The sequence below is a fragment of the Aeromonas sp. 102P genome (assembly GCF_051920345.1).
Classification (GTDB): Bacteria; Pseudomonadota; Gammaproteobacteria; order Enterobacterales; family Aeromonadaceae; genus Aeromonas; species Aeromonas veronii.
The window spans coordinates 3,302,978-3,327,491 of record NZ_JBQBCZ010000001.1; the positions used below are offsets into that span (position 1 = coordinate 3,302,978).

27 protein-coding genes, 1 tRNA gene and 2 pseudogenes are annotated in these 24,514 nt (G+C 59.8%); 16 read left to right on the forward strand and 14 right to left on the reverse strand.

Annotated features, from left to right (window positions below; genetic code table 11):
• Positions 1–184 precede the first annotated feature (184 nt).
• The 3 genes from ACTG1K_RS15410 to ACTG1K_RS15420 are packed head-to-tail and all read left to right on the forward strand — an operon-like array spanning position 185 to position 2,640.
• Entirely contained in the window at positions 185–1,123 is a 939-nt protein-coding gene (locus tag ACTG1K_RS15410; RefSeq protein ID WP_005337171.1) for a LysR family transcriptional regulator, read from the forward strand.
• Between the two features lie 54 nt (positions 1,124–1,177).
• Positions 1,178–2,200, forward strand: a complete 1,023-nt coding sequence (locus ACTG1K_RS15415) for a response regulator (RefSeq protein ID WP_440005932.1) — start codon at positions 1,178–1,180, stop codon at positions 2,198–2,200.
• Between the two features lie 8 nt (positions 2,201–2,208).
• The gene (locus ACTG1K_RS15420) at positions 2,209–2,640 is read left to right on the forward strand and encodes a PAS domain-containing protein (protein ID WP_005337175.1); all 432 of its coding nucleotides are present in this window, start codon (positions 2,209–2,211) and stop codon (positions 2,638–2,640) included.
• 89 nt (positions 2,641–2,729) lie between these two features.
• Here the strand turns inward: ACTG1K_RS15420 and ltaE are convergent, their stop codons facing one another.
• From ltaE to ACTG1K_RS15435, 3 genes are all read right to left on the reverse strand, one after another.
• The gene (ltaE, locus tag ACTG1K_RS15425) at positions 2,730–3,749 is read right to left on the reverse strand and encodes a low-specificity L-threonine aldolase (RefSeq protein ID WP_440005934.1); all 1,020 of its coding nucleotides are present in this window, start codon (positions 3,747–3,749) and stop codon (positions 2,730–2,732) included.
• Positions 3,750–3,861: 112 nt separating this feature from the next.
• On the reverse strand, positions 3,862–4,563 hold the full coding sequence (locus ACTG1K_RS15430; protein WP_088869408.1) for a short-chain dehydrogenase: 702 nt from the start codon (positions 4,561–4,563) through the stop codon (positions 3,862–3,864).
• Between the two features lie 87 nt (positions 4,564–4,650).
• Complete coding sequence (locus ACTG1K_RS15435; RefSeq protein WP_440005937.1) at positions 4,651–5,058, reverse strand: helix-turn-helix domain-containing protein; 408 nt, start codon at positions 5,056–5,058, stop codon at positions 4,651–4,653.
• 147 nt (positions 5,059–5,205) lie between these two features.
• Between ACTG1K_RS15435 and ACTG1K_RS15440 the strand changes: the two genes are divergently transcribed.
• The gene (locus ACTG1K_RS15440; protein WP_101529975.1) at positions 5,206–6,105 is read left to right on the forward strand and encodes an aldo/keto reductase; all 900 of its coding nucleotides are present in this window, start codon (positions 5,206–5,208) and stop codon (positions 6,103–6,105) included.
• A 71-nt stretch (positions 6,106–6,176) separates the two neighbouring features.
• Here the strand turns inward: ACTG1K_RS15440 and ACTG1K_RS15445 are convergent, their stop codons facing one another.
• Positions 6,177–6,458 (reverse strand): RNA recognition motif domain-containing protein, encoded by a 282-nt coding sequence (locus ACTG1K_RS15445; protein WP_005337180.1) that lies wholly within the window; start codon positions 6,456–6,458, stop codon positions 6,177–6,179.
• A 216-nt stretch (positions 6,459–6,674) separates the two neighbouring features.
• Complete coding sequence (locus tag ACTG1K_RS15450; protein WP_101529941.1) at positions 6,675–7,217, reverse strand: hypothetical protein; 543 nt, start codon at positions 7,215–7,217, stop codon at positions 6,675–6,677.
• A 106-nt stretch (positions 7,218–7,323) separates the two neighbouring features.
• On the opposite strand from ACTG1K_RS15450, the gene ACTG1K_RS15455 reads away from it, so the two are divergent.
• The 12 genes and pseudogenes from ACTG1K_RS15455 to ACTG1K_RS15510 all read left to right on the forward strand — a co-directional run bounded on the left by ACTG1K_RS15455 (position 7,324) and on the right by ACTG1K_RS15510 (position 16,644).
• Positions 7,324–8,094 (forward strand): amino acid ABC transporter ATP-binding protein, encoded by a 771-nt coding sequence (locus ACTG1K_RS15455; RefSeq protein WP_075115892.1) that lies wholly within the window; start codon positions 7,324–7,326, stop codon positions 8,092–8,094.
• Positions 8,087–8,884: an amino acid ABC transporter permease gene (locus tag ACTG1K_RS15460; RefSeq protein ID WP_440005939.1), complete on the forward strand. Its 798-nt coding sequence runs from the start codon at positions 8,087–8,089 to the stop codon at positions 8,882–8,884. Before ACTG1K_RS15455 ends, ACTG1K_RS15460 begins: the two co-directional genes overlap by 8 nt.
• A 2-nt stretch (positions 8,885–8,886) precedes the next feature.
• Complete coding sequence (locus tag ACTG1K_RS15465) at positions 8,887–9,708, forward strand: transporter substrate-binding domain-containing protein (protein ID WP_101529944.1); 822 nt, start codon at positions 8,887–8,889, stop codon at positions 9,706–9,708.
• Positions 9,708–10,613 carry an amino acid ABC transporter permease gene (locus ACTG1K_RS15470; protein ID WP_319889633.1) on the forward strand — a complete coding sequence of 302 codons (906 nt, stop codon included), beginning with the start codon at positions 9,708–9,710 and terminating at the stop codon, positions 10,611–10,613. The genes ACTG1K_RS15465 and ACTG1K_RS15470 overlap by 1 nt, the downstream gene beginning before the upstream one ends.
• On the forward strand, positions 10,607–11,344 hold the full coding sequence (mepA, locus tag ACTG1K_RS15475; RefSeq protein ID WP_005359850.1) for a penicillin-insensitive murein endopeptidase: 738 nt from the start codon (positions 10,607–10,609) through the stop codon (positions 11,342–11,344). The genes ACTG1K_RS15470 and mepA overlap by 7 nt, the downstream gene beginning before the upstream one ends.
• Positions 11,345–11,429: 85 nt before the next feature.
• Positions 11,430–12,020 (forward strand): LemA family protein, encoded by a 591-nt coding sequence (locus ACTG1K_RS15480; protein WP_005346564.1) that lies wholly within the window; start codon positions 11,430–11,432, stop codon positions 12,018–12,020.
• Entirely contained in the window at positions 12,017–12,742 is a 726-nt protein-coding gene (locus ACTG1K_RS15485; protein WP_005351128.1) for a TPM domain-containing protein, read from the forward strand. The genes ACTG1K_RS15480 and ACTG1K_RS15485 overlap by 4 nt, the downstream gene beginning before the upstream one ends.
• A 20-nt stretch (positions 12,743–12,762) precedes the next feature.
• Complete coding sequence (locus ACTG1K_RS15490; RefSeq protein ID WP_005337196.1) at positions 12,763–13,380, forward strand: TPM domain-containing protein; 618 nt, start codon at positions 12,763–12,765, stop codon at positions 13,378–13,380.
• Between the two features lie 145 nt (positions 13,381–13,525).
• Positions 13,526–13,613 (forward strand) — tRNA-Ser (locus ACTG1K_RS15495).
• A gap of 382 nt (positions 13,614–13,995) precedes the next feature.
• Positions 13,996–14,753, forward strand: a pseudogene (locus ACTG1K_RS15500) (flagellar motor protein).
• Positions 14,731–15,606 (forward strand): flagellar motor protein MotB, encoded by an 876-nt coding sequence (locus ACTG1K_RS15505; RefSeq protein WP_101529948.1) that lies wholly within the window; start codon positions 14,731–14,733, stop codon positions 15,604–15,606. Before ACTG1K_RS15500 ends, ACTG1K_RS15505 begins: the two are co-directional and overlap by 23 nt.
• A gap of 117 nt (positions 15,607–15,723) precedes the next feature.
• The gene (locus ACTG1K_RS15510) at positions 15,724–16,644 is read left to right on the forward strand and encodes an IS5 family transposase (RefSeq protein WP_440006832.1); all 921 of its coding nucleotides are present in this window, start codon (positions 15,724–15,726) and stop codon (positions 16,642–16,644) included.
• On the opposite strand, the pseudogene ACTG1K_RS15515 reads toward ACTG1K_RS15510, so the two are convergent.
• The 9 genes and pseudogenes from ACTG1K_RS15515 to ACTG1K_RS15555 all read right to left on the reverse strand — a co-directional run.
• Positions 16,607–17,088 (reverse strand): annotated as a pseudogene (locus ACTG1K_RS15515) (IS3 family transposase); the annotation flags it as partial. The gene ACTG1K_RS15510 and the pseudogene ACTG1K_RS15515 overlap by 38 nt on opposite strands.
• 66 nt (positions 17,089–17,154) lie before the next feature.
• Positions 17,155–17,790 (reverse strand): maleylacetoacetate isomerase, encoded by a 636-nt coding sequence (maiA, locus tag ACTG1K_RS15520; RefSeq protein ID WP_005361400.1) that lies wholly within the window; start codon positions 17,788–17,790, stop codon positions 17,155–17,157.
• Positions 17,791–17,928: 138 nt separating this feature from the next.
• The gene (locus tag ACTG1K_RS15525; protein WP_440005941.1) at positions 17,929–18,924 is read right to left on the reverse strand and encodes a fumarylacetoacetate hydrolase family protein; all 996 of its coding nucleotides are present in this window, start codon (positions 18,922–18,924) and stop codon (positions 17,929–17,931) included.
• 10 nt (positions 18,925–18,934) lie between these two features.
• Positions 18,935–20,086 carry a homogentisate 1,2-dioxygenase gene (locus ACTG1K_RS15530; protein WP_440005943.1) on the reverse strand — a complete coding sequence of 384 codons (1,152 nt, stop codon included), beginning with the start codon at positions 20,084–20,086 and terminating at the stop codon, positions 18,935–18,937.
• On the reverse strand, positions 20,079–21,215 hold the full coding sequence (hppD, locus tag ACTG1K_RS15535) for a 4-hydroxyphenylpyruvate dioxygenase (protein WP_440005945.1): 1,137 nt from the start codon (positions 21,213–21,215) through the stop codon (positions 20,079–20,081). The genes ACTG1K_RS15530 and hppD overlap by 8 nt, the downstream gene beginning before the upstream one ends.
• A gap of 224 nt (positions 21,216–21,439) precedes the next feature.
• Complete coding sequence (locus ACTG1K_RS15540) at positions 21,440–22,135, reverse strand: HAD family hydrolase (protein WP_440005947.1); 696 nt, start codon at positions 22,133–22,135, stop codon at positions 21,440–21,442.
• Positions 22,135–22,794: a TIGR01621 family pseudouridine synthase gene (locus tag ACTG1K_RS15545; protein WP_440005949.1), complete on the reverse strand. Its 660-nt coding sequence runs from the start codon at positions 22,792–22,794 to the stop codon at positions 22,135–22,137. The genes ACTG1K_RS15540 and ACTG1K_RS15545 overlap by 1 nt, the downstream gene beginning before the upstream one ends.
• Positions 22,795–22,970: 176 nt before the next feature.
• Positions 22,971–23,663: an ABC transporter permease gene (locus tag ACTG1K_RS15550; protein ID WP_005337302.1), complete on the reverse strand. Its 693-nt coding sequence runs from the start codon at positions 23,661–23,663 to the stop codon at positions 22,971–22,973.
• Between the two features lie 3 nt (positions 23,664–23,666).
• Positions 23,667–24,407, reverse strand: coding sequence for an ABC transporter permease (locus ACTG1K_RS15555; protein WP_005352911.1), 741 nt, complete (start codon positions 24,405–24,407; stop codon positions 23,667–23,669).
• Positions 24,408–24,514 lie beyond the last annotated feature (107 nt).

Here is a 24,514-nt window from a genome sequence, read left to right on the forward strand (position 1 = left end):
CTGCCGCAGCACCATTTGGCATCGTGCCGAAATAATCACCAGCTCGGGGAAACTGAGATGACGGGCGGGTGGATAACTGGTATCAACAGAAATCGAATCCAGATCAATTAAACGCTGAATTACCCTTGCCAACCCGGAACGCTCTTTTTATGGTTGCCCCCTTGTTACACCCAGAACAGCGTTTATGAAGCACATCGAAGAGTTCTACCTGTTCGTCAAGGTGGTGCAAGAGGGAGGATTCTCCCACGCTGCAGCCGCACTGGGCATGCCAACAGGCACCATCAGTCGACGCATTTCCCAGCTGGAAGAGCAACTGGGTTGCTCCCTGCTACATCGCTCTACCCGCAAGCTCCGCCTTACCGATGATGGCCTCAGATACTACGAACGTCTCTGCACGCCACTCGCACAAATCGAGCAGGCCACCAGCGAGATCCAGGGTCAAGAGGCCGACATCACCGGGCTTATCCGGATAGCTGCGCCCATCGCGCTCTCCAACACCATCCTCATCGATATGCTGGCCGAATTCGGGCTGCACTATCCCGAGGTACAGTTCGATATCACCCAGACCAATGATCACCAGCACCTGTTCGACAATGATCGGGATCTGGTGTTCTTCAACGGTGAGCTGCCCCAGTCGCTGCCCAATGCGATCTGTCTCGGTCATATCGAGTACGGCCTGTTTGCCTCACCACTCTATTTGACCAAGAAGGGCACCCCCTCCCACCCCAACCAGCTGGAAGAGCACGATCTCATCTACTGCTGGCCTCACCAGCACTGGCAGCTGACCGACAAGGATGGCCAGAGCGTCTGCATCAAACGCAGCGCCAAACTGACCGTCAACCAGACCCAGGCCGCGGTACGCGCAGCCCGGCGTCATCTGGGGATCGTCAACGCCCCGCTGCACTATCTGAGCAGCTTCCTCCATGACGAGCAGCTGGTGCCGGTACTGACCGACTGGCAAACCGGCAATCGCCCCTTCTACATGTTGTGTTGCCAGCACCAGTTCGCTCCGTTGCGTGTTAAGATGTTCGTTGAATTTGTTGAAAAATACTCAGCACGCTATCGCAATCGGCAGTGGGACAACCAATTTTCACAAGGTGATAGCCTCACCCATTGCATCTGACCGTTAGCGGGCCACACTTATAGCATCCCTTGCCAACAGAGCCTGCCTAACGCCATGAATGTATTGATATGTGATGACTCCGGGTTCGCCCGCAAACAGCTGGCGCGGGCGCTCCCGGCCGACTGGAAAGTCGATTTGCACTACGCAGCCAATGGTCTCGAAGGGATCGAACAGGTGCTGATGGGTCATGGCGATCTCATCTTCCTCGATCTGACCATGCCGGAAATGGACGGTTACGGCGTGCTGGAGACCCTCCAACGGGAGGGTCTACGCAACAAGGTGATCGTGGTCTCCGGGGATATCCAGCCAGAGGCCTATCAACGGGTCATGGGGCTGGGGGCGCTCGATTTCATCAAGAAACCCGCCGCCCCAGAAACCCTGCTCGCCCTGCTCAAAAAGCATGATTTCTGGAGTACCGCCCCGAGCGGTCAACCAAGCGCCCCCGAGCAGCTGACAAGCGGCGTGGTAGCCGATGCAGGCGTCAAGATCACCCCCGAAATCCGCGATGTCTATCAGGAGCTGGCCAACGTCTCCATGGGTCAGGCAGCCGACTTGCTGGCTCGTCTGCTCAACGCCTTCGTGGTACTGCCCATCCCCAACGTCAACGTGCTGGAGGTCTCCGAGCTGCACATGGCCCTCTCGGCCGCTGCGGATTCGGATACCCTCTCCGCCGTCTGTCAGGGGTTTATCGGAGCGGGGATCGCCGGTGAAGCGCTGATCCTGTTCCATGACTCCAGCTTCAAAGATTTGGCCAAGCTGATGAACCATCAGGGGACGCTGGATCGCACCGCCGAACTGGAGCTGTTGATGGATACCGCCAACGTGCTGATCGGCGCCTTCCTGCGCGGCTACGCCAACCAGCTCGACACCCCCTTCAGTCAGGGGCACCCGGTGGTGCTCGGCCAGCACAGACCCATCAACGAGCTGATCAACACCAACAAGAGTCGCTGGCGCCGCACGCTCGCCATCGAGATCAACTACCGGATCCAGGATTACGCGGTGCAGTGTGATCTGCTGCTGCTGTTTACCGAAGATTCCATCGCCACCATGAACAACAAAATCATGCACATGCTCTAGGAGTGACTATGGAAATCCGTGAATTTCATTGGCTGATGAACATAGTCCAGAACCTGGACGTAGGCTTGGTAGTGCTCGACAAGGAGTACAAGGTTCAGGTGTGGAACGGCTTTATGGAGAGCCACAGCGGCCGACTGGCCAGTGACGTGCGCGATGGCGTACTGTTCGAGCTCTTCCCCGATGTGGACAGAGCCTGGTTCGAACGCAAGGCCAACATGGTCTTCAAACTCAACAACCGCGCCTTCAGCACCTGGGAGCAGAAGCCCTATCTGCTGCGTTTCTCCAACTACCGCCCCATTACCGGCTCGGCCCCCCACATGTTCCAGAACCTGACCCTGGTGCCACTGGCCGATTTCGGCGGTCAGGTGACCCACATCGCGGTGATGATCTACGATGCCACCGATGAGGCCATGCTGATGAGCGGCCAGCGGCAGGCTTGAGCTTTCAGCAAATAACAGAGGGCGCCGCGGCGCCCTCTGTTATTTAGGTATGAACAGGTCTCGGTATAACCTCTACCTCACCAGCCGTCTCAACGCGCTCCAAGATACTCGGTGAAGGCGTCGATCACCTCTTCAATATCGTCATCGTTGATTTGCAGATGGGTCACCAGCCGCAGCTCGCCGTAACCGGAGAAGAGGATCCCCCGCTCCTTCATAAAAGCGAGCAGAGGGGCCGATTCCCCCTCATGCAGCCGCAGGAACACCATGTTGCTCTGCACCAGCGAGAGGTCGAGCTCGATGCCCGGCAGTGCAGCCAACCCTTCGGCCAGCCGTTTGGCACGGCGGTGATCATCGGCCAGACGGGTCACATGCTGCTCGAGGGCAAACAGACCGGCTTGCGCCAGAATGCCCGCCTGGCGCATGCCACCTCCCAGCATCTTGCGTAGGCGGCGCGCACGGGCGATGAAATCGTGGCTGCCCACCAGCAGCGAGCCCACCGGTGCGCCCAACCCCTTGGAGAGACAAATCGAGATGCTATCAAATGGAGCGGCGATCACCGCGACCGGGGTCTCGCTGGCCACGGCGGCGTTAAAGAGCCGGGCGCCATCGAGATGAAGCTTCAAGCCGCGCTCGGCAACGAATGCCCCCATCTCCTGCAGATAGGAGAGCGGCAGCACCTTGCCGTTGTGGGTGTTCTCAAGGCAGATCAGGCGAGTCTGGACGAAGTGGGCATCATCAGGGGCCAGCGCAGCCTTGATATCATCGAATGCCAGCGTGCCATCGCGCTGCATCGGCAAGGGTTGCAGGGCTACGGAGCCCAGCACGGCACTCCCCTGCGCTTCATAGCGATAGATGTGAGCGGCGTTGCCGAGGATGGCCCCCTCACCGCGCTGACAGTGGCTCATCACCGCCAACAGATTGGACATGGTGCCGGACGGCACAAACAGCGCAGCCTGTTTGCCCAGCAATCTGGCCCCAAAGGCCTCCAGCGCGTTGACGCCCGGATCTTCACCATAGACATCGTCACCGACTTCGGCGTGGAGCATGGCTTGACGCATGGCGTCAGTAGGCTGGGTGACGGTGTCACTTCGTAAATCGATATAGCGCATGAGATCCCTCCTGAAACAGGAGAGTGACGTTAGCCATGCGCCCCTCGCTTGGCAAGGGGCGCATGAGCAGAATGTGAAGCCAATAGACGTCCATAGAACCCGCAGGCGGGTTTTACCAAGGCAGCGGCTGACCGTTGAGATTCAGTAGCTGACCCGATTGGGTCAACGATAACCCCTTGATGAGATTGAGCAGTTTCACCGCCACCTCGGCAGGCTCCTGTAATTGTTCCACAGGCAACTCGCTCAGAAAGGGAGCATTCATCGGGGAGTCCATCAAGCCAGGCGCCACCGCCACCACCCCCGCTTGCGGGAAACGTTGCGCCCACTCGAGGGCCAGAGTTTTCACCCCCATGTCGAGGGCCGCCTTGCTCATCCGGTAGCTGTAACGCCCCCCCTCCAGATTGGCGGTGATGGAACCCGCCAGATCAGAGATGGCACAGAGCCACAGCGGATGGTCATTGCCCATCAACCGACTGAAACGGGCAGCCAGCGCCAGTGTTGGCCAGGCATTGGCCAGCAGGCTGTCGCACAGCCACTTGGGGTGCACCTCTTCGACCCGCCGCTCTGGCATAAAGCTGACATCGTGCAACAGGCCGATGGTGTTGATCACCACAGTGGGGAGCGGATCGGTGTCGTAGAGGGTAAACAGGGCGTCGAACGAGATGGCGTCCACCTCTTGCAGCGGGAAGAAGGCCCCCATCTCGATCCCTTTTGGATAGGTGCGCCCGGCCAGAAGGAAGGACTCCCCCCTTGCCATCAGCTCTCTTGCCAGCGCCGAGCCCAGCGCACCGCTTCCGAGGATCAAGTAGCTCATCGCCCATTCCATGGAGAGTTATCTTGCTTAGAGCGTATCAGAATAATCAACCGGCCGTGACACGACCAAAGGGTAATATGCCCCTCATCACGCTTCCCCCAGATGGCGACCAAACTCCCGCGCCATCGCCAAGTTGAGAAAACCGTCCGCTTTCTTGTGGGTGCGCAAAAACTGGTAATAGGCGAGCAGGGTGACCAGTGCCTCCTCATCGGGCAGCCCCACCCCGGGTTGCTGCTCGCCCAGCAGTAGCTGCGCCGCTGCAAGCGCCTCCCTGTCCACCACTTCCGCCTGACGGTAGAGATAACCGCAGCCGGTTGCCAGCCACTCCAGCGAGCAGTTGGCCCCCATGGCGATCTGGTTGGCCCGCGCCAGGCCAGGCTCGGCTCCCTTTAAGTATTTGCGGATCAGCGCTTCACTGAGCCCCACCTTGCGGGCAAACGCGCTCACGCTCATCTCCCCGATCAGGCTCTGCAAACGCTCGGCAAATCCTTCCATCCAACTCTCTCTCCTACTCTGCGATCAGAACCAAAGTTCGAATCATGCCACTGCCCATTATTGCTTTGCCAGCCACATGAGGCCAAGATGCCCGCAGTCATCTATGTTGCACATCGTTTTCGCATCGTGTTTTTCAAGGAGTCAACCATGTCTGTATCCCGTGTCGCCCTGCATCCGCAAGGCCCCACCTTCTCTCGCCTCATCATGGGTTACTGGCGCCTGATGGAGTGGCAGCTCTCTCCGGCCGCTCTGCTCGATCTGATGAAATATCATCTGGATCTGGGGGTCACCACCATCGATCACGCCGATATCTATGGTGGCTACCAGTGCGAAGAGGCCTTTGGTCACGCCCTACGCCTCGAGCCTTCCCTGCGCAGCCGGATGGAGATCGTCACCAAGTGCGGTATCGCCCTCACCGCCAATCCGGAGCATGCTCTCAACCACTACAACACCGGCAAGGACCATATCATCGCCAGCGCCGAGGCCTCGCTGCACAAGCTCGGCACCGACCATCTGGACCTGCTGCTGATCCACCGCCCGGATCCCCTGATGAACGCAGATGAAGTGGCCGACGCCTTTATCACCCTGAAACAGGCGGGCAAGATCAAGCACGCCGGGGTATCCAACTTCACCGCCCGTCAGTTCGAGCTACTGCAATCGCGCCTCCCCTTCCCGCTGGTCACCAACCAGCTGGAGATCTCGCCGCTTCATCAGGAAGCGACCCTCGATGGTACCCTGGATCAGTGCCAGCAGCTTGGCATCAAGCCGATGGCCTGGTCATGTCTCGGCGGCGGCCGACTGTTCAGCGATGACGCCTATGCCCCGCTGCGTGCCGAACTAGAGCAGATCCGTCAGGAAGTGGGCGCCCAGACTATCGAGCAGGTGGTCTACGCCTGGGTAATGATGCTGCCAAGCCAGCCGCTGCCATTGATTGGCTCCGGCAAACGGGAGCGGATTGCTGCCGCCGTAGCCGCCGAATCTGTCGAGCTGAACCGCCAGCAGTGGTTCCGCATCCGCAAGGCGGCGCTCGGTTACGACGTCCCCTGATAACAGCAAAACGTCCAGAAACAAAAACGGCATGGGGGAAACCCATGCCGTTTTTTTATTGCCGAGGCACCTTAGCGGTGGCGCTGTTGCGGGCGACCACGGGGAGCATCTGTCTTCGGTTTGGCCTGGTTGACGGTGATGGTACGGCCACCGACTTCAGTGCCATGCAGACCAGCGATGGCCTTTTCGGCATCACCATTGACCGGCATTTCAATAAAACCAAACCCCTTTGACTGGCCGGTATCGCGGTCGATGATGATATCAACCTTGTCGACCTGTCCAAACTGGCTGAACAGGGTTTTCAGTTCGTCGGCCGTCATCCGGTACGACAGATTTCCTACGTAAATCTTCATGCCATCCACTCTCGATTCAAGGTGCCTTCTCTATGCAATTCCCAGCATAACGGTAAGGGCACAACCCCTATGCCGGACCTGCCATGGCTTCATGCCGTGGCCTTCTCCACACTGTCGTCAAGTGATTGATCTCTTGGGTTAACAGTGCAGACAAGATCAATTCGAGTCACTGGCAGTATCTGAGCTTTGCCGGGAATTGTCGAGAAAATAGTCGACTCAGACCGATTGCAGATCTGACAACCGTTGCGCCAGCATCCGGCGACCGTGCCAGGCCCGTTTAAAGCCGAAGCGATAGACAGACGGGCTCACCAGATGCAGCTCCCCCGCCTTGAGATCCAGCAAGGCCATGGCCGCCGCCAGCTCCTCTTCACTCAGTTGCAGATCGAGGCTGAAGTCGAGCCACTGGCCGTCGTGGCCCACTCGCCGCTCCCGCTCAAGCGCCACCAGCTGGTTGCGGGGCAGCGCCAGCGCTTCATCCTTGTTGCCATTGAGCAGATAGATATGCTGTTCATCCCACCCCAGCTCCGCCAGGCGCCAGGGCTGCCAGCTGCGGGGCAGCGACACCATGATCCCGGTGATGCCACCAAAGACCACGCCCACCCAGTTGAGCAGCGCCATGGCGCCCCAACCATCCCACAAGGAGGCCACCACCACGCCCCAACTCACCAGCAACAGCAGAAAAATGACGCAGCGATAGCGCACCACTGGCGGCATCAACAGCTGCACCTGCGAACCGGCAAGCAAGGATGTAATACGCATGAAAAGCTCCTGTCATCACGAAATGGCGCCATTGTGAATAGCCATCAGGATGCTGACAAGGGGGTTTTCTTTGTCATCCCCCTATAAAATCAATACCATGGCGTAAATGATTCTCAGTGGAACCCGCTTCTTGACCAGCTCGCAACCCTGTGTGCGCTTTTGTGGCGTCGACAAATTCTATGGCGACTTTCAGGCTCTTCATCACATCGATCTCACCATTGAACGGGGAGAGAAGTGGGTCATCTGTGGCCCGTCAGGCTCGGGAAAATCGACCCTGATCCGCACCATCAACGGGCTGGAGGGGATCGACGACGGCCAGCTGTTCCTGTTTGGCGAGCCGGTGACCCCTTCCTACCTGCGCCGCCTGCAAGGTCGGGTTGGCATGGTGTTTCAGCAGTTCAACCTCTTCCCCCATATGACGGTGCTGGAGAACCTGATGGTGGCGCCGGTGCATACCCTGGGGTTGCGCCCTCAGGAGGCCAAAGCCCGGGCGCTCGGGCTGCTCGAGCGGGTGCGCATTCAGGCACAGGCCGACAAGTACCCCCACCAGCTCTCCGGCGGCCAGCAGCAGCGGGTCGCCATCGCCCGCTCACTCTGTATGCAACCCGAGCTGATGCTGTTTGACGAACCCACCTCCGCCCTCGACCCCGAGATGATCCGCGAAGTGCTCGATGTAATCCGCGAGCTGGCTGACGAGGGGATGACCCTGATCTGCGTCACCCACGAGATGGGCTTTGCCCGTCAGGTGGCGGATCGGGTGCTCTTTATGGACGAGGGGAAGATCATCGAGTCGGCACCGCCCGCCCAGCTGTTCAACGCCCCCCGGCACCCGCGCACCCGGGCCTTCCTCGAACAGGTGCTCAGCTATCATGGCTAGGCTCAAACGCCCCCGCCTGCTCGGCTGGTTGTCAGGCACTGTGATGCTCTCTGCGCTACTGAGCTGGGCGCTCTATAGCGGCGCTCGCCAGATGGGCTATGAGTGGCAGTGGCCGCGGGTGTTGCCCTTTCTCGGCGAATGGGATGAGGGAACCTTTTATGCCGGCCCCTTGCTAAACGGCCTGCTGGTCACTTTGCAGGTGGCGCTGCTCAGTCTGTTGGGCACGATGGCGGTCGGGGTGTGCGTGGTTAGCCTGCGGCTGCTTCCCTCCATGCTCGGCCCCTGGCTCGCCATCGCCTATCTGGCGCTGGTGCGCACCACGCCCCAGCTGGTGCAACTTTATATTCTCTATTTCTTGCTGGGCCCCATGCTGGGATTGGCCCCCCTTGCCTGCGCCGTGTTGAGCCTCTCCCTCTATCAGGGGGCCTTCACCGCCGAAGTGCTGCGTGCAGGTGTACAGGCCATTCCCAAAGGACAGTGGGAGGCAGCCCGGTCGCTTGGCTTGTCACGGGCCATCACCCTGCGCAAGGTGATCCTGCCCCAGCTGGTGCCCATCACCTTGCCGCCACTGACCAACGAGCTGGTCTCCCTTATCAAACATTCGGCGCTGGTGAGTGTGATCGCCATCTTCGATCTGACCAACGAAGGGCGTACTCTGGTTGCCGATACGTTTCTGACCTTTGAGGTGTGGTTTACCGTGGCTGCCCTCTATTTGCTGTTAACCCTGACGCTGTCAGCCTGTTCGCGGGCGCTGGCCCGTCACCTGAATCCGGATCAACAAGGACGCTAACCATGAATCTGTCATTCAAGACCACCCTGTCGGGCGCTGCCCTGCTGCTGGCAAGCCTGCTCACTCCGGCACTGGCACAAACTGCCCCCTCCGACACCCAGGCACAGATCGAGCAGAGCGGTACCCTGCGGGTCGGCATGTCCACCTTCGCCCCCTGGGCGATGCGCGACAAGCAGGGGGCCCTGATCGGTTTCGAGATTGACGTGGCCCGTCGCCTCGCCACAGATAACGGCTGGCAGGTAGAGTTCGTGCCTACCGCCTGGGATGGCATCATCCCCTCCCTGTTGGCGAAAAAATATGACGTCATCATCGGCGGCCTCACCATCACCCCCGAGCGGGAGAAGAGCGTGCGCTTCACCCAGGCCTACTCCCATTCGGGGGTGCAGCTGGCCGCCTCCAGCACCATGGCCAAAGAGAAGAAAACCGTGGCGGACTTCAACCAGCGCGGGGTGATCCTGGCGGTACGTCGTGGCGCCTCACCGGTACAGGTGGCAAAAGAACACTTCCCCAAGGCCACCCTGCGCCAGTTTGATGACGAGTCACAGGTATTTCAGGAGGTGCTGAACGGCCGCGCCCACGGCGCCCTCTCTTCTTCCCCGAAACCCGAGCAAGAGGCGCTGCGCCACCCCGATGCCCTCTTTATGCCGTTTGCCGAGCCGTTGGCACAAGGCGATGAAGGCTTTGCCCTGCGCAAGGGGGATGATGCCCTGGCTGAGCAGTTCAACGAGTGGATCGCCGCCCGTCAGGCCGATGGCTGGCTCAAGGCGCGCCATGACTACTGGTTCAAGTCGCTGGCCTGGGAAGCGCAGGTCGCCAACCCCTGATGCTGATTGCTCTAAAAGAGACCATCCGACGCATCGTCCGTGGGCCATGTCGGAACATCAACTGGCTGGATGGGGCGATCGCCCTGATCCTGCTGCTGGCTGGCCTCTGGCTGGCCAGCCGCTTGCACATCGGAGTGGCCTATCAGTGGCGCTGGCATGAGGCCTTCGATCTGCTGTTCACCCCTGGCCCTCACGGCGAGTTGCCCTACTTTTTCAGCGGTCTGCTCACCACCTTGCGCATCGCCCTGCTCGGCATGGTGCTGGCGCTGCTGCTCGGCACTGCGCTGGGGGTAGCCGCCTTCAGCCGCCGCCCCTGGCTGGTGATGCCCGCGACCCTGTTTATCCAGCTGATCCGCAATCTGCCGCCGCTGGTCTTTATCTTCATCTTCTACTTCTTTATCGCCAACCAGCTGCTGCCTGCGAGCGGCCTCTCCCGCTGGCTCGGCACCGTATCACTCTCCCCGTGGCAAGAGGCGCTGTTTGGCCCCCCTGCCCGCTGGGAGAACCTCATCTCAGGCACCCTTTGCGTTGGCATGATCAGCGCAGCCTTCGTCGCCGAGATCGTCCGCGCCGGGCTGGCCGCCATCCCCCGTGGCCAGTGGGAGGCGGCGCAGAGCCTCGGGCTCTCCCCCTGGGTGCGGCTGCGCCATGTGATCCTGCCGCAGGCCATGTTGCTGATGCTCCCCCCCCTCACCGGCCAGCTCATTGCGCTGGTGAAGGATACCGCCATCGTTTCGCTTATCTCGGTACAGGAGCTCACGTTTGTCGGCACCGAGATGGCCAACTCCAGCGGACTGGTCTACGAGATCTGGCTGCTGGTAGCCGCAGCCTATTTATTTATATGTTTGAGTCTGTTCGTATTGCTGAGCCGACTCGAAGCAAGACAAGGAGCACGCACATGCTGACGTCCCTGTTGCTGGCGACTGTATTGCAAGCGGAAGCCATCGGTGGTTATGCCGCCGGTTGCCTGAAAAACGGCGTATCCCTGCCCCTCGAAGGGCCGGGTTATCAGGTGATCCGCACCAAACGGCTGCGCTACTACGGCCACCCCGACCTCATCCACTATCTGCAAGCGCTGGCCAACCAGACCCGCATGGCCGGGCTGCCGGATCTCTATATCGCCGATCTGGCGATGGCCCGGGGCGGCCCCTTTACCTCCGGCCATCGCAGCCACCAGACTGGCCTTGATGCCGATATCTGGTTTCGCATGGCCAACCGCCCCATCAGCAAGTGGGAGCAGGATGCCCCCAAGGAGTGGGCGCTGATCGACGAACCCAGCTACAAGATGTTGCCGGGGCGCTTTGGCCCCCAGCAGCTCACCCTGCTGCGGCTGGCGGCCAGCAAGCCCGAGGTGGCCCGCATCTTCGTCAATCCGGTGATCAAATCCGCGGTCTGCCAGCAGGCTGGTAACGAACCCTGGGTCGCCAAGCTACGCCCCTGGGTGGGCCACTTCAGCCACTTCCACGTGCGGCTGCGCTGCCCGGTGGGCAGCCCCGATTGTGAACCCCAGGCTCCCATTCCGCCCGGCAATGGCTGTGGGGAAGAGCTGGCATCCTGGCTAAAAGACAAGCCCCAGTTGCCCAAGGTCTCCGGCATCAACAAGCGACCTGAGCTACCTGCGCGTTGTGGCAACTGACACCAAGCTGGTATGGTGGTGCACTCTTGGTCGTAAACCATCCATGGCGCACTATCGACTCGAAATACCAAAGGAGAACAACAAGATGGCCACATCACTCTGGCGCAGAACCACGCAGAGCCTGTTGACCCTGACCCTGCTGCTCGGCCTGACCGGTTGCGGCATGAACAACATTCCGACCCTGGATGAGCAGGTTAAAGCAAGCTGGGGGCAGGTGGAGAACCAGTATCAGCGCCGCGCCGACCTCATTCCCAATCTGGTCGCCACCGTCAAGGGCTACGCCAGCCATGAGCAGGAGACCCTAAAGGCGGTCACCGATGCCCGTGCCCGGGTCGGCAGCGTACAGGTGAGCGATCCTGCCCAGCTCAAGGAGTTTGAAGCGGCGCAGAACCAGCTCTCCAGCGCCCTCTCTCGCCTGATGGTGGTGGTAGAGCGCTACCCCGAGCTGAAAGCGGATCAGCAGTTCCTTGCCCTGCAGGCCCAACTGGAAGGAACCGAGAATCGCATCTCGGTGGCACGCCGCGACTATATCGAGGCGGTGCGCCAGTTTAATACCGAGATCCGCACCTTCCCCGGCGTCATCTGGTCCAAGTTGCTCTACTCGGATCTGGAGGCCAAACCCAGTTTCAGTGCCAAACCCGGTGCCGATGAGGCGCCCAAGGTCAGCTTCCAATGAAGATGATGCTGCGCTGGTTTCTTCCCTGTCTACTGCTCTGGGCCAGTGCCCTGCAAGCGGCGCCGGACTTCCCGACGCTGAGCGGACGGGTGGTGGATGAAGCCAGTCTGATGTCCCGCAAACAGGCCCATCAACTGACCCAACAGCTAGCCGCCTTTGAAAAGCGCAGCGGTATCCAGCTGGTGGTGGTCTCTGTCGACAGCCTCGATGGGGAGACCATCGAGGAGTACGGCTACCAGCTCGGTCGCCACTGGGGGATCGGCCAGAAAGGCAAGAACAATGGCGTGTTGTTGCTGATCGCCCAGGATGAGCGCAAGGTGCGGATCGAGGTGGGATATGGGCTGGAAGGCGCCCTGCCCGACGCCATCGCCGCCAACATCATCCATGGCCGCATCCTGCCCGCCTTCAAGCGCGGCGATATGGTGGCCGGGATCATGGCGGGCAGCCAGAGCATCATGAAGGCACTCGCCGGGGAATATCAGCCGGTCGAGCAGCCAAAGAGTGACAACGGTGGCGGCCCCTGGCTGTTTATTCTGGTGGTGATTGCGATGATCGTGCTCCACAACCTGCGCGGGGGTGGCGGCGGTGGGCCGGGAGGACGACGTCGGTCGACCTACATGGCTGGTGGATTGGGTGCCGGCTCCTTTGGTGGTCGCTCTGGCGGCGGATTCAGCGGTGGCGGCGGCAGTTTTGGCGGCGGCGGAGCCTCCGGTGGCTGGTAACAGGAGTAAAGAGACAAATCATGATTTCTAAACAGTTCTTCCACACGCTTCAGGCCAAGGTGCGCGAAGCGGAGCTAGAGACTGATGCTGAACTGGTCACCGTGCTGGCCCCGGCCAGCGATGGCTATCGCTACATTCCCACCCTCTGGGCGGCGCTGCTGGCGATGCTCACCCCGCTGCTGGTGTTCCAGCTCGGCTTCTGGCTAGGCTGGTATGAAATCCTGCTGGTGCAGTGGTCAGTCTGGCTGCTGCTGAGCCTGCTGTTCCACTGGACCCCCATCAAGATGCGGCTAATCCCGAAGAAGGTTCGCCAGCACCGGGCGGCCCTGATGGCCCGCCTGCAATTTGTCGAGCAGGGGCTGCACCGCACCCGCGACCGGCTCGGGGTGCTGATCTTCGTCTCGGCCGCCGAGCACTATGTAGAAATACTGGTGGATGACGGCATCGCCCAGCATATCGACAACGGCCAGTGGCAGGAGATCATCGACGACTTCGTGGCGCGAGTGCGCAACAAGGAGATCGAACAAGGTTTTCTGGAGTGCGTTGAGCGCGTTAGCGCCATTCTGACCGATGCCTTCCCGGCCACCCGGGATCAAAACGAGCTGCCGGACAGCCTGATCATCCTCGACAAGCCCTGATCCGGTTTAAAAAACAGGCATTCTGCGCAAGCGTTAGGCATTCGGAAAAGATTATGAAAAATAAGGGGAAAAGAGGTTGACCCACACAGCCCTTTCCCCTAAATTACGCCCCGTTCCAGCGCAACAGCGCAGCGAACGAAAATTTGGTGAGGTGTCCGAGTGGCTGAAGGAGCACGCCTGGAAAGTGTGTATACGGCAACGTATCGAGGGTTCGAATCCCTCCCTCACCGCCAAATCTAAAAAAACCGACCTCAGGGTCGGTTTTTTGCTTTCCGGCAAACACCTATGCCGACAAGTGAGCCAGAGCCACGCAGTGGCAGATCATCCACGCACTCATCCCCCGGTTTGCAAAGCCCTGATGGAACATCACTGCTTTTCGTATTGCCAGCCCCCACCCCCTACCTTGCTTTTGTGATTGCCCCACCCGACAAGCGTTCCTTCCAGTCACAACAGGAGCAACAAGATGATTGCAATGCCATCTTATGGCCGCAACACGCCTTCTTTTATGGACGTTACCCAGCGCCCATTAATTGCTCAGCGATTGGATATCATTTTGAAAAACTGATACTTAAGTAGCTACACTAGCGATTATCAACATGCAGGGATGTGTAAAAAATGAGCTTGATTGGCTTGGTACTGGCGTTAATCGCCATCCTTGGCGGCAACATGATCGAGGGTGGTCATCCCAGCGCACTGCTCGATCTGCCCGCATTTCTTATCGTGATCGGCGGTACCATAGGTGCTGCGCTGACCCAGTTCCCCTTCTCCGTCGTCGGCAGCACCATGAAGCGTTTCAAATGGCTGCTCTCCCCCTCAAGCTCGACATGCATGAACAGGCCCAGTTACTGGAGACCCTGGCAGGCAACGCCCGCCGCAGCGGCATGCTGGCGCTGGAAGGGATGATCGAGGAGATCAAGGATCCCTTCCTGAAGAAAGGGGTGCAGATGATGGTCGATGGCTACGAGAAGGCCAAAATCCACGAGGTGCTGGAGAACGAGATCGAATTTGAACAGGAAGATCTCGAACAGACGGTCAAATTCTATGAAGCCATGGGCGGCTACTGCCCGACCATGGGGATCGTCGGGGCGGTATTTGGCCTGATCCACGCCATGGGTCTGCTGGATGCCCCCGACAAGCTGGGCGGCGCCATCGCGGTGGCCTTTATCGCCACCATCTACGGGGTATCCGCCGCCAACCTGATCTTCTTGCCGTTCGGCAACCGCTACAAAGGGTTTGCCCACCAGATCCGCCACTACAAGGAGATGACCCTGACCGGCATTCTCTGCATCGTGGATGGCGAATCCCAAGCGCGCCTGCAAGTTACCCTCGAACCTTATCTGGGAGGTCACGGTGGCCAAAAAGAAAAAAGCTGAAGCACCGGAGAACCACGAACGCTGGCTGGTCTCCTATGCCGACTTCATGACCCTGCTGTTCGCCCTGTTTGTGGTGCTCTACTCCTTTGCCATGGCCAAGCAGTCCGAAACCCGGGTGCTTATCCAGGGCTTTATCGAGTCGCTGGGTAAAATCGGCCTTATCTCCCCGCCTGCCGGCTCACCTTTGATGCAGGGGGGCACAGGGATTCTCGAGCCAGAATCAAAAACTACGCCGAGCAGCCCGAAAGAGGAGACTGTGCTGGAGAAAGATGCCCCCATGGCGGCATCGGACCCCTTCAACGAGACCATAGGTGCCTCTGAAAAACCGAGCGCCACCGAAGCCTGGCCCCACAAGACCAAGGAGCAGGAGTGGGTGCAAGTGACCAAGCAGAAGCTGGAGCAGCAGCTAAAGGCCCAGATCGAATCGAAGGATCTGGAGGTCGAGCAGCTTGGCAGTCAGCTGGTGATCCGCATCGGCGAGAAGGCGCTGTTTCCCGCCGATTCGGCGTTCCTGCAGCCCCAGTTCATCCCGCTGGTCAACAAGATCGCCGGCATTTTGGCCAACATCCCGGGGCAAGTAGTGGTCACCGGTCATACCGACAACTCCCAAGCGCCGGTGGAGCTCTATCGCAACAACTGGGAGCTCTCGGTGCTGCGGGCCTCTTCCATCGTGCAGACCATGCTGACCAATCCCCAGCTGGATGCCAGACGAGTCATCGCTCAAGGTGTTGCCGACACTCAACCCCGCTTTGCCAATGACACCCCCGAACATCGCCAGGCGAACCGCCGGGTCGATATCACCCTCTCTCAAGGCAAGGCCGCAGAAGAGTCGCTGCAACTGCTCAAGCCCTGATCCCCCCGCTCCCGCTTCGCGCGGGAGCCTCTTTTGAACACAGAATCCTGTTATGTCTATTTGTGTTATTGTCCAAATCAAGGAACTAACTGAGGACTTGGTGATCTGATCACCACCATCCTCTTCAAGTCTGCATCATGGGTCACCAACTGGCCTCAATACAACAAGTCTTTGCTTAACCGTGGTTCACTCACCTTCTGGGTTGATGCCGAGGCCATGCGTAACTGGTTTCACCACGACCATCATAGGCGGCGGGGACGCAGCCAGCTCTACACCGACCAAACCATCTCTACCTTCCTGATGCTCAAGGGGATTTTCAGCCTCACGCTTCGCGCAACTCAGGGGCTACTCGACTCCCTGTTCGAGTTGATGAACGTACCGCTGTGTGAGCCGGACTATAGCTGTGTCAGCAAGCGAGCACGCACGGTGACAGTGGCTTATCGACAGCCACCAAAGGGAGGCATTACCGACCTGGTTATCGATTCAACCGGGCTGAAGGTGTTTGGCGAAGGCGAGTGGAAAGTCAGAAAACACGGTGCCGAGAAGTGGCGAGTGTGGCGCAAACTGCATCTGGCGGTGGACCCAGCAACTCACGATATCGTGGCAGCGGAAGTCTCGCTGGAAAATGTCCATGATGCCGAGGTGCAGCCCACCTTACTCGATCCCCTGCGGCGCAAGCTGTGCCGTATTTATGCGGATGGCGCCTACGACAGCAAAGCCAGCCATCAGCTGATAGCAGGTAAAGGGGCGACAGCCTGTATCCCGCCTCGCAAGAACGCGGGGTTATGGAAAAAGGGACACCCAAGAAATGAGGCCGTGCTGGTGATGCGCAAGGAAGGGTTGGCGCACTGGAAGAAGATATCGGGGTATCACCGGCACTCGCTGGCAGAGACGGCGATACATCGGTTCAAGCAGTTGCTGGCGGGGAAAATCAGTCTGCGTAACTACAACGGACAAGTGGGAGAAATGAGGTGTCCTGACAAGATCGGACAGTCCCGGATCAAGCAGCCTGAGCTGTTCTCCAATACCTCTTGTTAAACTCCGTCGGGCTGACATTGCCAAGTCGTGAATGCCGACGTTGGCGGTTGTAAAAAATCTCTATGTACTCCTGGATCGCTGCCTTGGCCTCCGCTCTCGTCTTGAATCTATGGTGGTGAACCAGTTCATTTTTAAGAGTCCCCCAAAAGCTTTCTATCAGGGCATTGTCGAAGCAGTTCCCCTTGCGTGACATGGAGGTCTGCATACCAAATTGTACCTGGAGAGCCCGGTAAGCCTTGGCACACCCCGGTCTGTGTGATGGATAAGCCCAACAGGCTGCCTCTTCTGCTGCACAGCCCGAAACAGCGCCTGACTGACCAACCCGGTGGTCATTCGCTCTCCCATCACATAACCCACTATCTCACAGGTAAACACATCCTTGAGACCAGCCAGATAAAGCCAACCTTCGTCGGTGGCGATATAGGTGATATCACAGGTCCAGACTGAGATGACGGGAAAATAACGCGCGGGATGGCGTGCTGACGCCATCCCGCGATTCAAGTCAGTAGGTCACTGCGCATCCGGCTGGTTGGCGGGGGCGGCCTTGATAAAGGCTTGCAACTGTTCGCAGTTGGCGACGATGCGGCGGATAGTGGGGTAATCGTCCAGGGTCATGTCGTAGCGGCGGGCGTTGTAGACCTGTGGCACCAGCATGCAGTCGGCCAGGGTCACTTCATTGCCGACGCAGTAGACACCGGCGGTGGTCATCAACAGCTGTTCGAGGGCGGTGAAGGTCTCGTCAATCCAGTGGCGATACCAGCGAGCCTCCTGCTCGTTGTTGGCCCTGAAGTGCTCTTCCAGATAGTTGAGCACCCGCAGATTGTTGAGCGGGTGAATATCACAGGCGATCATGTTGACGATCTGGCGCACTCGGGCCCGCGCGTCGGGGGAAGAGGGCATCAGAGAATAGGCAGGATAGGTCTCGTCAAGGTACTCCATGATGGCGACCGACTGACCGATCTGCACATCGCCATCCACCAGAAACGGCACCAACCCTTGCGGGTTGATCCGGCGATAGGCCTTCTCGCTCTGCTCGCCTTGCCGCAAATTGATGGGATGCTGCTCGTAGGCGAGCCCCTTGAGCTGCAACACGATCCGAACCCGAAAACTTGCCGACGAACGCCAATAGCCAAACAACTGCAACATAATCTGTCCCTGCATCTTATCTGGGCCCGAAGCCCGGCAGGTGCTCGCCACCTGCCTCCTTGTGTATCCGGCACCGGTTGACGGCTTGTCGTTATCCAGAAAAATCGGGATATCGTTGCCGCCAACCGGCGCTGGCCATCAACCTCCCTGACCGCTCGCAGGCACCACTTGTTGAGAGATGGTGCCAAACAGGTTTTGGCCAGAGCGATCTTCCATCGCGATCGACACTCTATCACCAAACTGCAAATAGGAGGTTGTAGCTTGATCACAATCAAGAATTTCCAGCATGCGGCGCTCGGCGATGCAGGATGAACCGGCGCTGCGATCGTAATTGGAGACGGTGCCGGAGCCGATGATGCAGCCCGCCCCGAGCGGTCTTGTCTTGGCGGCGTGGGCAATCAGCTCGAAGAAGCTGAAGGTCATGTCCACCCCCGCATCCGGTGCGCCAAACAGGGCGCCATTCAGATGGGTGCGCAGGGGCAGCAGCACCTTGCCATCGCGCCAGTCATTCCCCAGTTCGTCAGGGGTGATGGCCAGCGGCGAGAAGGCGCTCGACGGCTTGGACTGGAAGAAACCAAAGCCCTTGGCCAGCTCCCCCGGAATGAGGTTGCGCAGGCTCACGTCGTTGACCAGCATCAGCAATTTGACGTGGCTGGCGGCACCCTGCGGGTTCACCCCCATCGGCACGTCGTCGGTGATGATGGCCACTTCCGACTCGAAATCGATCCCCCACTCTTCCGAGCCCATCACGATGGGGCCACGGGGGGCGAGGAAGCTGTCGGAGCCCCCCTGATACATCAGCGGATCGTGCCAGAAGCTCTCGGGCATCTCGGCGCCGCGCGCCTTGCGCACCAGCTCCACGTGGTTGACGTAGGCGCTGCCATCGGCCCACTGGTAGGCCCGCGGCAAGGGAGAGAGGCAAGACGCTTCGTCAAAGGGGAACACCTCGGCCGCACGGCCCTCGTTAAGTTGCTGATAGACAGCCTCAAGCCTGGGGGCAACCTCTGCCCACTCGTCGAGAGCTGCCTGCAAGGTGGGGGCAATCTCGCTCACCCGCACCGCCCGGGTCAGATCCCGGCTCACCACCACCAACGCGCCATCGCGCTTGCCATTGTTCAATGTTGCCAATTTCATAAGCGATTCCTTATTTGTCGGCAGCCGCGTCCGGGCGCTGCCAGCTGGAGACATACCGGGTGTTCTCGATCCCTTCGCACAGGCTGCCGACGTTCAGCGCATCGCGGGTATCGAGCATCACCGCCACCTCGTCGGTGAACTTCTTGGCATAGACCTGCCCCGCCGCAAACGCCTTGGGATGGGGGCCGTGGGTAAAACCGGCGGGGTGGAAGGTGACCATGCCCCGCTCGATATTGTCCCGGCTGAAGAAGTCCCCGGCGTGGTAAAAGAGCACTTCATCGTAATCGTCATTGCTGTGATAGAAGGGCACCTTGAGGGCGCCGGGGTCGCTCTCGATGGGGCGCGGTACGAAGGTACAAATCACGAAGCGGCTCGCCACAAAGGTGGAGTGGGCCGACGGCGGCAGATGGTAACGGTGGCTCATCAGCGGGCGGATATCCCGCCAGTTGAGGCGCACCACGCACAAATCCCCGTGCCACCCTTGTGCATCCAGCGGGTTGAAGGGCCAGGTGATGACGCTAATCTCGTCGTGGCGCTTCACCTGCAGCGACCAGGGGTTCTCATCCTGCTGGGCCAAAAAGCGCTCGTTGATGGCGGGCACATCGAGCGCCGCCGGGTCGAAGATGGCGTGATTGCCCACCAGCCCCTTGTCCGGCAGCTGGTAGCTGTCGTTGGTCGCCTCGATCATCAGGATGAACATGGGCGCCGTCGGCTCGATGCGCCACATGGTACCGCGGGGGATCACCACATAGTCGCCATCACGCAAAGTCAGGTGGCCGTAGTCGCAGAAGAACTCGCCGCCCCCCTCGTGGATAAAGAGCAGCTCGTCACCGTCGGCATTGCGCACCAGAAACGGCATCGCCTCGGAGAGCCGCCAGATACGGTAGCGACAGTGGGGGTTGCTGAGAATATCGGGGGCCACCCAGGGGGAGAGGGAACTCACCTCCTCTTGCAGGGCATTGAGGTCAAACAGCCGTGGCCGCAGCGGCCCCTCCCAACTGCTCCAGTCGGTGGGGGCATGCTTGTGGTGCATGTGGGTGGCAGGGCCGAAAAAGCCGCTTCGCCCCAGCTCGCGCTCATAGATGGCCTGCTCCGGCAGGTCGGCATGGGCCTGCCGGGAGTGGGTCCCCTCCCGATGGGGGAAGCTAATCCAGTTACGCATCGCTCGCTCCCTCTTTGCGGGCACCCTTCTCATCCTCGGCGCCATCCAGCACGCCACGGCGGATCTGGTCCAGCTCGATCGATTCAAACAGCGCCTTGAAATTGCCCTCACCAAACCCTTCGTTGCCCTTGCGCTGGATGATCTCGAAGAAAACCGGGCCAATCACGGTATCGGTGAAGATCTGCAGCAGGATGCCATCCTTGGTGGGGGAGCCGTCGATGAGGATGCGCAGCTCTTTGAGGGCCGCCAGATCCTCCTGATGCCCCTCGACCCGGCTGTTCACCTGCTCATAGTAGGTATCGGGCGTCGGCATAAAGCCGGTACCGCGGCTGCGCAGGGTACGGATGGTCTGGTAGATATCGCTGGAGGCCATGGCGATGTGCTGGATCCCCTCCCCCTTGTACTGGCGCAGGTACTCCTCAATCTGGGACTTGTCATCCGCCGACTCGTTGATGGGGATGCGGATCTTGCCGCAGGGGGCGGTCATGGCACGCGAATGCAACCCGGTCAGCTTGCCCTCGATATCGAAGTAGCGAATTTCACGGAAGTTGCCGATCCGCTCATAGAAATTGGACCAGACATCCATATTGCCGCGATGGACGTTGTGGGTCAGGTGATCGATCTCGATAAGACCGGCATCCACCTCGGCCATCCGGGCCTGCCAGTCGGGGTAGAAGACAAAGTCCACGTCATAGATGGAGCCCTTGTCGCCGTAGCGGTCGACAAAGGAGAGAGTGCTCTCGCCGATACCGTAAATAGCGGGAATGTTGAGCTCCATCGGGCCAATCTTGCCGACAAAGGGCTTGGCCCCCTTGGTAATGGCGAACTGCTGGGCCTTGCCCGCATCGCTCACCCGAAACGCCATGCCGCAGACACTTGGCCCGTGCAGGCTGGCAAACTGCTCCGCCTGGGAGTGAGGCTCGGCATTGACCACGAAGTTGATATCCCCCTGTCGGTAGAGCCAGCACTGCTTGTGTTTGTGCCTGGCGACCTCGGCAAACCCCAGCGAAACGAACAGGCTCTTGAGGGCAGCAATCCCTTTGGCATCGGGGGCCGTGTACTCGACGAACTCGAAGCCATCTGTGCCTAACGGATTGATGGTGTGAGTGGCGGAAGAGGTGGCATTCATCGGGCGCTCCTTGCTCTTGATTAGGTTAAAACGGATTGCAGCACCCAGTGGCGCAGCAAGTGTTAACAACTTGTTTCATTAGAGGCAGGGCGTAGCAGGAAGAGAAGAGGCGAGATGCAGATAGTTTTTCGCAGCTGGTAGCAAAAGATGTAAATGGATTGTGACATTCAAGCCGCAGCCCTGCGGATCAAAGTGTGACGACCCGCATGGCTGTCAGCTTTGCATTACAGTTGCCAGTTTTTGACTATCAGATGGGGCAAGCGGGCCCGGGCTTTTTGCAGTCGCGTGGGCGTCGGATTGATCAACCACGCCTCTTCCCCCAACCCCAGCAGCGGCAGATCGTGCAGGCTGTCGCTAAGCGCCAGCTCGACATCGAGGGCGCAGATTTCAGGCAACAGCTTGTGCTGGCCGTGGCAATAGAAGCGCGGCATCAGACCGCCAAAACGGTAATGCATCTGCGAGCCAATGATCCGGTGGGGCAACTGGCCGGGCAGTTGCTGATGGAGCTGGGCACGCACCAGTGCGCAGGGACTGGCGGAGATCACCCAGCAGCGCGCCCCCTCGCTTTGCAGCAGATCGCGAGCCTGACGAAACAGCCCCGGCCTGGTGCGGCAATAGACGCGCACCAGCTTGCGCCACTCCAAAGGAGAAAGCCCCAACGAGATGGCCCACCAGATCAGGGAGATACCGCGCCGCCGCTGGCTGGGCAGCAAATAGACCACCCCGCCCAGCGCAATCACCGGCAACAGCAGCAGCGGCCAGATCCGGCGGCGCAGGATATAGCGCAGCAGACCGGCGTGGCTGTCGCCGGGGGCCAGGGTGTCGTCAAAGTCGGCCAGGATCCAGCGCGGCGCACGTCCGTCAGGATCACGCTCTTTCGCTGAATGGATAATGGCGTCAGGCGCTGGGCGCATAAGCATCAGGGCGCAAGGGCTGCGATGGCTGCCGTGAGCGTGGGAGTGACAAATTCACTCCCCACATCGGGCGGGCAGACAAAATCGAACGGCTCGCCCGCCAGGGTAAAACTCAGTCGCCAGGCGTGCAGATAGCCGCGATCGGCTGGCGTGCCGCCATAGCGCTCATCCCCGAGAATGGGGGCACCGATACTTTTGAGGGCAACCCGGATCTGGTGGGTTTTGCCGGTCTGGGGCTTGACGCGATAGAGCCGCAGCCCCTCGCGCACCGACACCGAATCGAACCAGCTGATGGCAGGATTATCCAGCGTGCGCGCCAGCAGCCAGCTGCCGCCACGCCCCTTTTGCATATCCCCTTTCACCCAACCCTGCTTCTTCTTCGGTTTGCGATCGGAGAGCGCCAGATACTGTTTGCTCACCTCGCGGGCCGCAAAAGCCATGCTCAGCTCACGGTTCGCCTCTGTGGTGCGAGCCAGCAGCACCAAGCCGGAGGTCATCTTGTCGAGCCGGTGTACCGGATAGAGAGTGAGCCCGGTATCGGCCTTCACGCGATTGACCAGCCCCGAATTGACCGACTCACCGTCACCCTTCTCGTCGTGCATGCCGATACCGGGCTGCTTGTCGATAACCAGGAAAGCGGGATGCTCAAACAATATCCGGTACATAAAACCTCGGGAACTGGGGAATAAGGCATGCAGCCAACGACTGGCGGCGCTCGGGAGTGCTGCATTCTCCCTGCTCGGCCGCCATTTGGCAAACCGGGCGGGCAGAGGATGAAGATGAAAAATGACCCCGCCTGCAACAGGCGGGGTCATTTTCGCTCATCTTGGCAGATCACACCTTACACATTGCGCGGGCGCAGATGGGCGTGCCAGCGCGCTTCCCACTTCTTGAACAGCCAGACGATGACAAAGGTGAGCAGCATATAGAGCAGCCCTGCGGTCAAAAACGCCTCGAACGGACTGTAGTAGCGAGAGTTGATGATCCGCGCCGCGCCGGTCAGATCGACGATGGTGATGATGCCCGCCACCGCCGAGCCCTGCAGCATGAAAATCACCTCGTTGCTGTAAGCCGGCAGTGCCCGACGAAACGAGTTGGGCAAAATGATCCGGGTCAGGGTCTGCCAGCGGGTCATGCCAAAGGCGTTGGCTGCCTCAATCTGGCCGCGCGGCATATTGTGCACCGCTCCGCGCACGATCTCGGCGGTATAGGCGGCGGTATTGAGGGTGAAAGCCAGCAGCGCACAGAACCAGGCTTCGGAGAAGAGCGACCAGGCGGCACTGTTCTTCAGCCACTCCCACTGGGCGGCACCGTAGTAGATGATAAAGAGCTGCACCAGCAGCGGGGTACCGCGAAAGAAGTAGATATAGGCCCAGATTGGCCCCTTGATCAGCCAGTTGCGGCTGTTGCGCAGGATGCCCATGGGCACCGCCAGCATCAACCCAAGGATCAGAGAGAGGGCCACCAGCCAGACGGTGGTATAGAGCCCCTCCCAGTAGGTGGGCCACTCTTTGAGAATGATTGAGAAATCCATGGCTTACCTCGTCTTGATGGCATAGTGACGCTCGGCCCACTTGAGCGCCGAGGTGGAGACTGCGGTGAAGATCAGGAAGATCAGCGCCACCGCCATGTAGAAGGTGAAGGGTTGCTGGGTCGAGCCCGCTGCCAGCGAGGCTTTGCGCACCATGTCATCGAGGCCGATAATGGAGACCAGCGCGGTGGTTTTCAGCAGTACCAGCCAGTTGTTGCCAAACCCGGGCAGAGCGTGGCGCATCATCTGGGGGAAGAGGATCCGCACAAACACCTGGGTTGCACGCATGCCAAAGGCGCGTGCGGCCTCCAGCTCGCCTTTGTCCACAGCCAGAATGGCGCCGCGAAAGGTCTCGGTCATGTAGGCGCCGAAGATAAAACCGATGGTCGCGACACCGGCCACAAAGGGGCTGATGTCGATATAGTCCGGCAGCAGGGAGACCCACTCCTGATTGGGATTACTCTCCAGCAACCAGCTGTTGTAAGTCTCGTTGACCCAGGTGCAGATGCCGTTGATCAGCACCTGGCCGCCAAAGAAGAGCAGCATCATCAGCACCAGATCGGGGATACCGCGAATAATGGTGGTGTAGCCGGTGGCGATGGCCCGGGCCCACTTGTAGGGAGAGAGTTTGGCCAGCGCCCCCAGCATCCCCAGCAGCAACGCCAGCAGCAGGGAGGCCAGCGCCACTTCCAGGGTGACCCAGGCGCCCTCCAGCAGCGAGGCTTCGTATCCTTTCAAATCAAACATATGCAGCTCCATTGCAACTTATCGAGTGGGCTGATGCCTCTGAACAACAAGAGAACCCACATCCTTAACACGGTCAGATGCAGCTCCATTGCAATTAATAGGGCCCA

Bases quoted from the DNA above. Each gene is read 5' to 3' on its own strand.
- hppD (WP_440005945.1), bottom strand. From the start codon at position 21,215: ATGAATGCCACCTCTTCCGCCACTCACACCATCAATCCGTTAGGCACA.
- ACTG1K_RS15470 (WP_319889633.1), top strand. From the start codon at position 9,708: ATGCTGATTGCTCTAAAAGAGACCATCCGACGCATCGTCCGTGGGCCA.
- ACTG1K_RS15465 (WP_101529944.1), top strand. From the start codon at position 8,887: ATGAATCTGTCATTCAAGACCACCCTGTCGGGCGCTGCCCTGCTGCTG.
- ACTG1K_RS15430 (WP_088869408.1), bottom strand. From the start codon at position 4,563: ATGAGCTACTTGATCCTCGGAAGCGGTGCGCTGGGCTCGGCGCTGGCA.
- ACTG1K_RS15460 (WP_440005939.1), top strand. From the start codon at position 8,087: ATGGCTAGGCTCAAACGCCCCCGCCTGCTCGGCTGGTTGTCAGGCACT.
- mepA (WP_005359850.1), top strand. From the start codon at position 10,607: ATGCTGACGTCCCTGTTGCTGGCGACTGTATTGCAAGCGGAAGCCATC.
- ACTG1K_RS15445 (WP_005337180.1), bottom strand. From the start codon at position 6,458: ATGAAGATTTACGTAGGAAATCTGTCGTACCGGATGACGGCCGACGAA.
- ACTG1K_RS15545 (WP_440005949.1), bottom strand. From the start codon at position 22,794: ATGTACCGGATATTGTTTGAGCATCCCGCTTTCCTGGTTATCGACAAG.
- ACTG1K_RS15550 (WP_005337302.1), bottom strand. From the start codon at position 23,663: ATGGATTTCTCAATCATTCTCAAAGAGTGGCCCACCTACTGGGAGGGG.
- ACTG1K_RS15415 (WP_440005932.1), top strand. From the start codon at position 1,178: ATGAATGTATTGATATGTGATGACTCCGGGTTCGCCCGCAAACAGCTG.
- ltaE (WP_440005934.1), bottom strand. From the start codon at position 3,749: ATGCGCTATATCGATTTACGAAGTGACACCGTCACCCAGCCTACTGAC.
- ACTG1K_RS15485 (WP_005351128.1), top strand. From the start codon at position 12,017: ATGAAGATGATGCTGCGCTGGTTTCTTCCCTGTCTACTGCTCTGGGCC.
- ACTG1K_RS15410 (WP_005337171.1), top strand. From the start codon at position 185: ATGAAGCACATCGAAGAGTTCTACCTGTTCGTCAAGGTGGTGCAAGAG.
- ACTG1K_RS15480 (WP_005346564.1), top strand. From the start codon at position 11,430: ATGGCCACATCACTCTGGCGCAGAACCACGCAGAGCCTGTTGACCCTG.
- ACTG1K_RS15555 (WP_005352911.1), bottom strand. From the start codon at position 24,407: ATGTTTGATTTGAAAGGATACGAAGCCTCGCTGCTGGAGGGCGCCTGG.
- ACTG1K_RS15435 (WP_440005937.1), bottom strand. From the start codon at position 5,058: ATGGAAGGATTTGCCGAGCGTTTGCAGAGCCTGATCGGGGAGATGAGC.
- ACTG1K_RS15420 (WP_005337175.1), top strand. From the start codon at position 2,209: ATGGAAATCCGTGAATTTCATTGGCTGATGAACATAGTCCAGAACCTG.
- ACTG1K_RS15540 (WP_440005947.1), bottom strand. From the start codon at position 22,135: ATGCTTATGCGCCCAGCGCCTGACGCCATTATCCATTCAGCGAAAGAG.
- ACTG1K_RS15490 (WP_005337196.1), top strand. From the start codon at position 12,763: ATGATTTCTAAACAGTTCTTCCACACGCTTCAGGCCAAGGTGCGCGAA.
- ACTG1K_RS15440 (WP_101529975.1), top strand. From the start codon at position 5,206: ATGTCTGTATCCCGTGTCGCCCTGCATCCGCAAGGCCCCACCTTCTCT.
- ACTG1K_RS15455 (WP_075115892.1), top strand. From the start codon at position 7,324: ATGATTCTCAGTGGAACCCGCTTCTTGACCAGCTCGCAACCCTGTGTG.
- ACTG1K_RS15450 (WP_101529941.1), bottom strand. From the start codon at position 7,217: ATGCGTATTACATCCTTGCTTGCCGGTTCGCAGGTGCAGCTGTTGATG.
- maiA (WP_005361400.1), bottom strand. From the start codon at position 17,790: ATGTTGCAGTTGTTTGGCTATTGGCGTTCGTCGGCAAGTTTTCGGGTT.
- ACTG1K_RS15525 (WP_440005941.1), bottom strand. From the start codon at position 18,924: ATGAAATTGGCAACATTGAACAATGGCAAGCGCGATGGCGCGTTGGTG.
- ACTG1K_RS15530 (WP_440005943.1), bottom strand. From the start codon at position 20,086: ATGCGTAACTGGATTAGCTTCCCCCATCGGGAGGGGACCCACTCCCGG.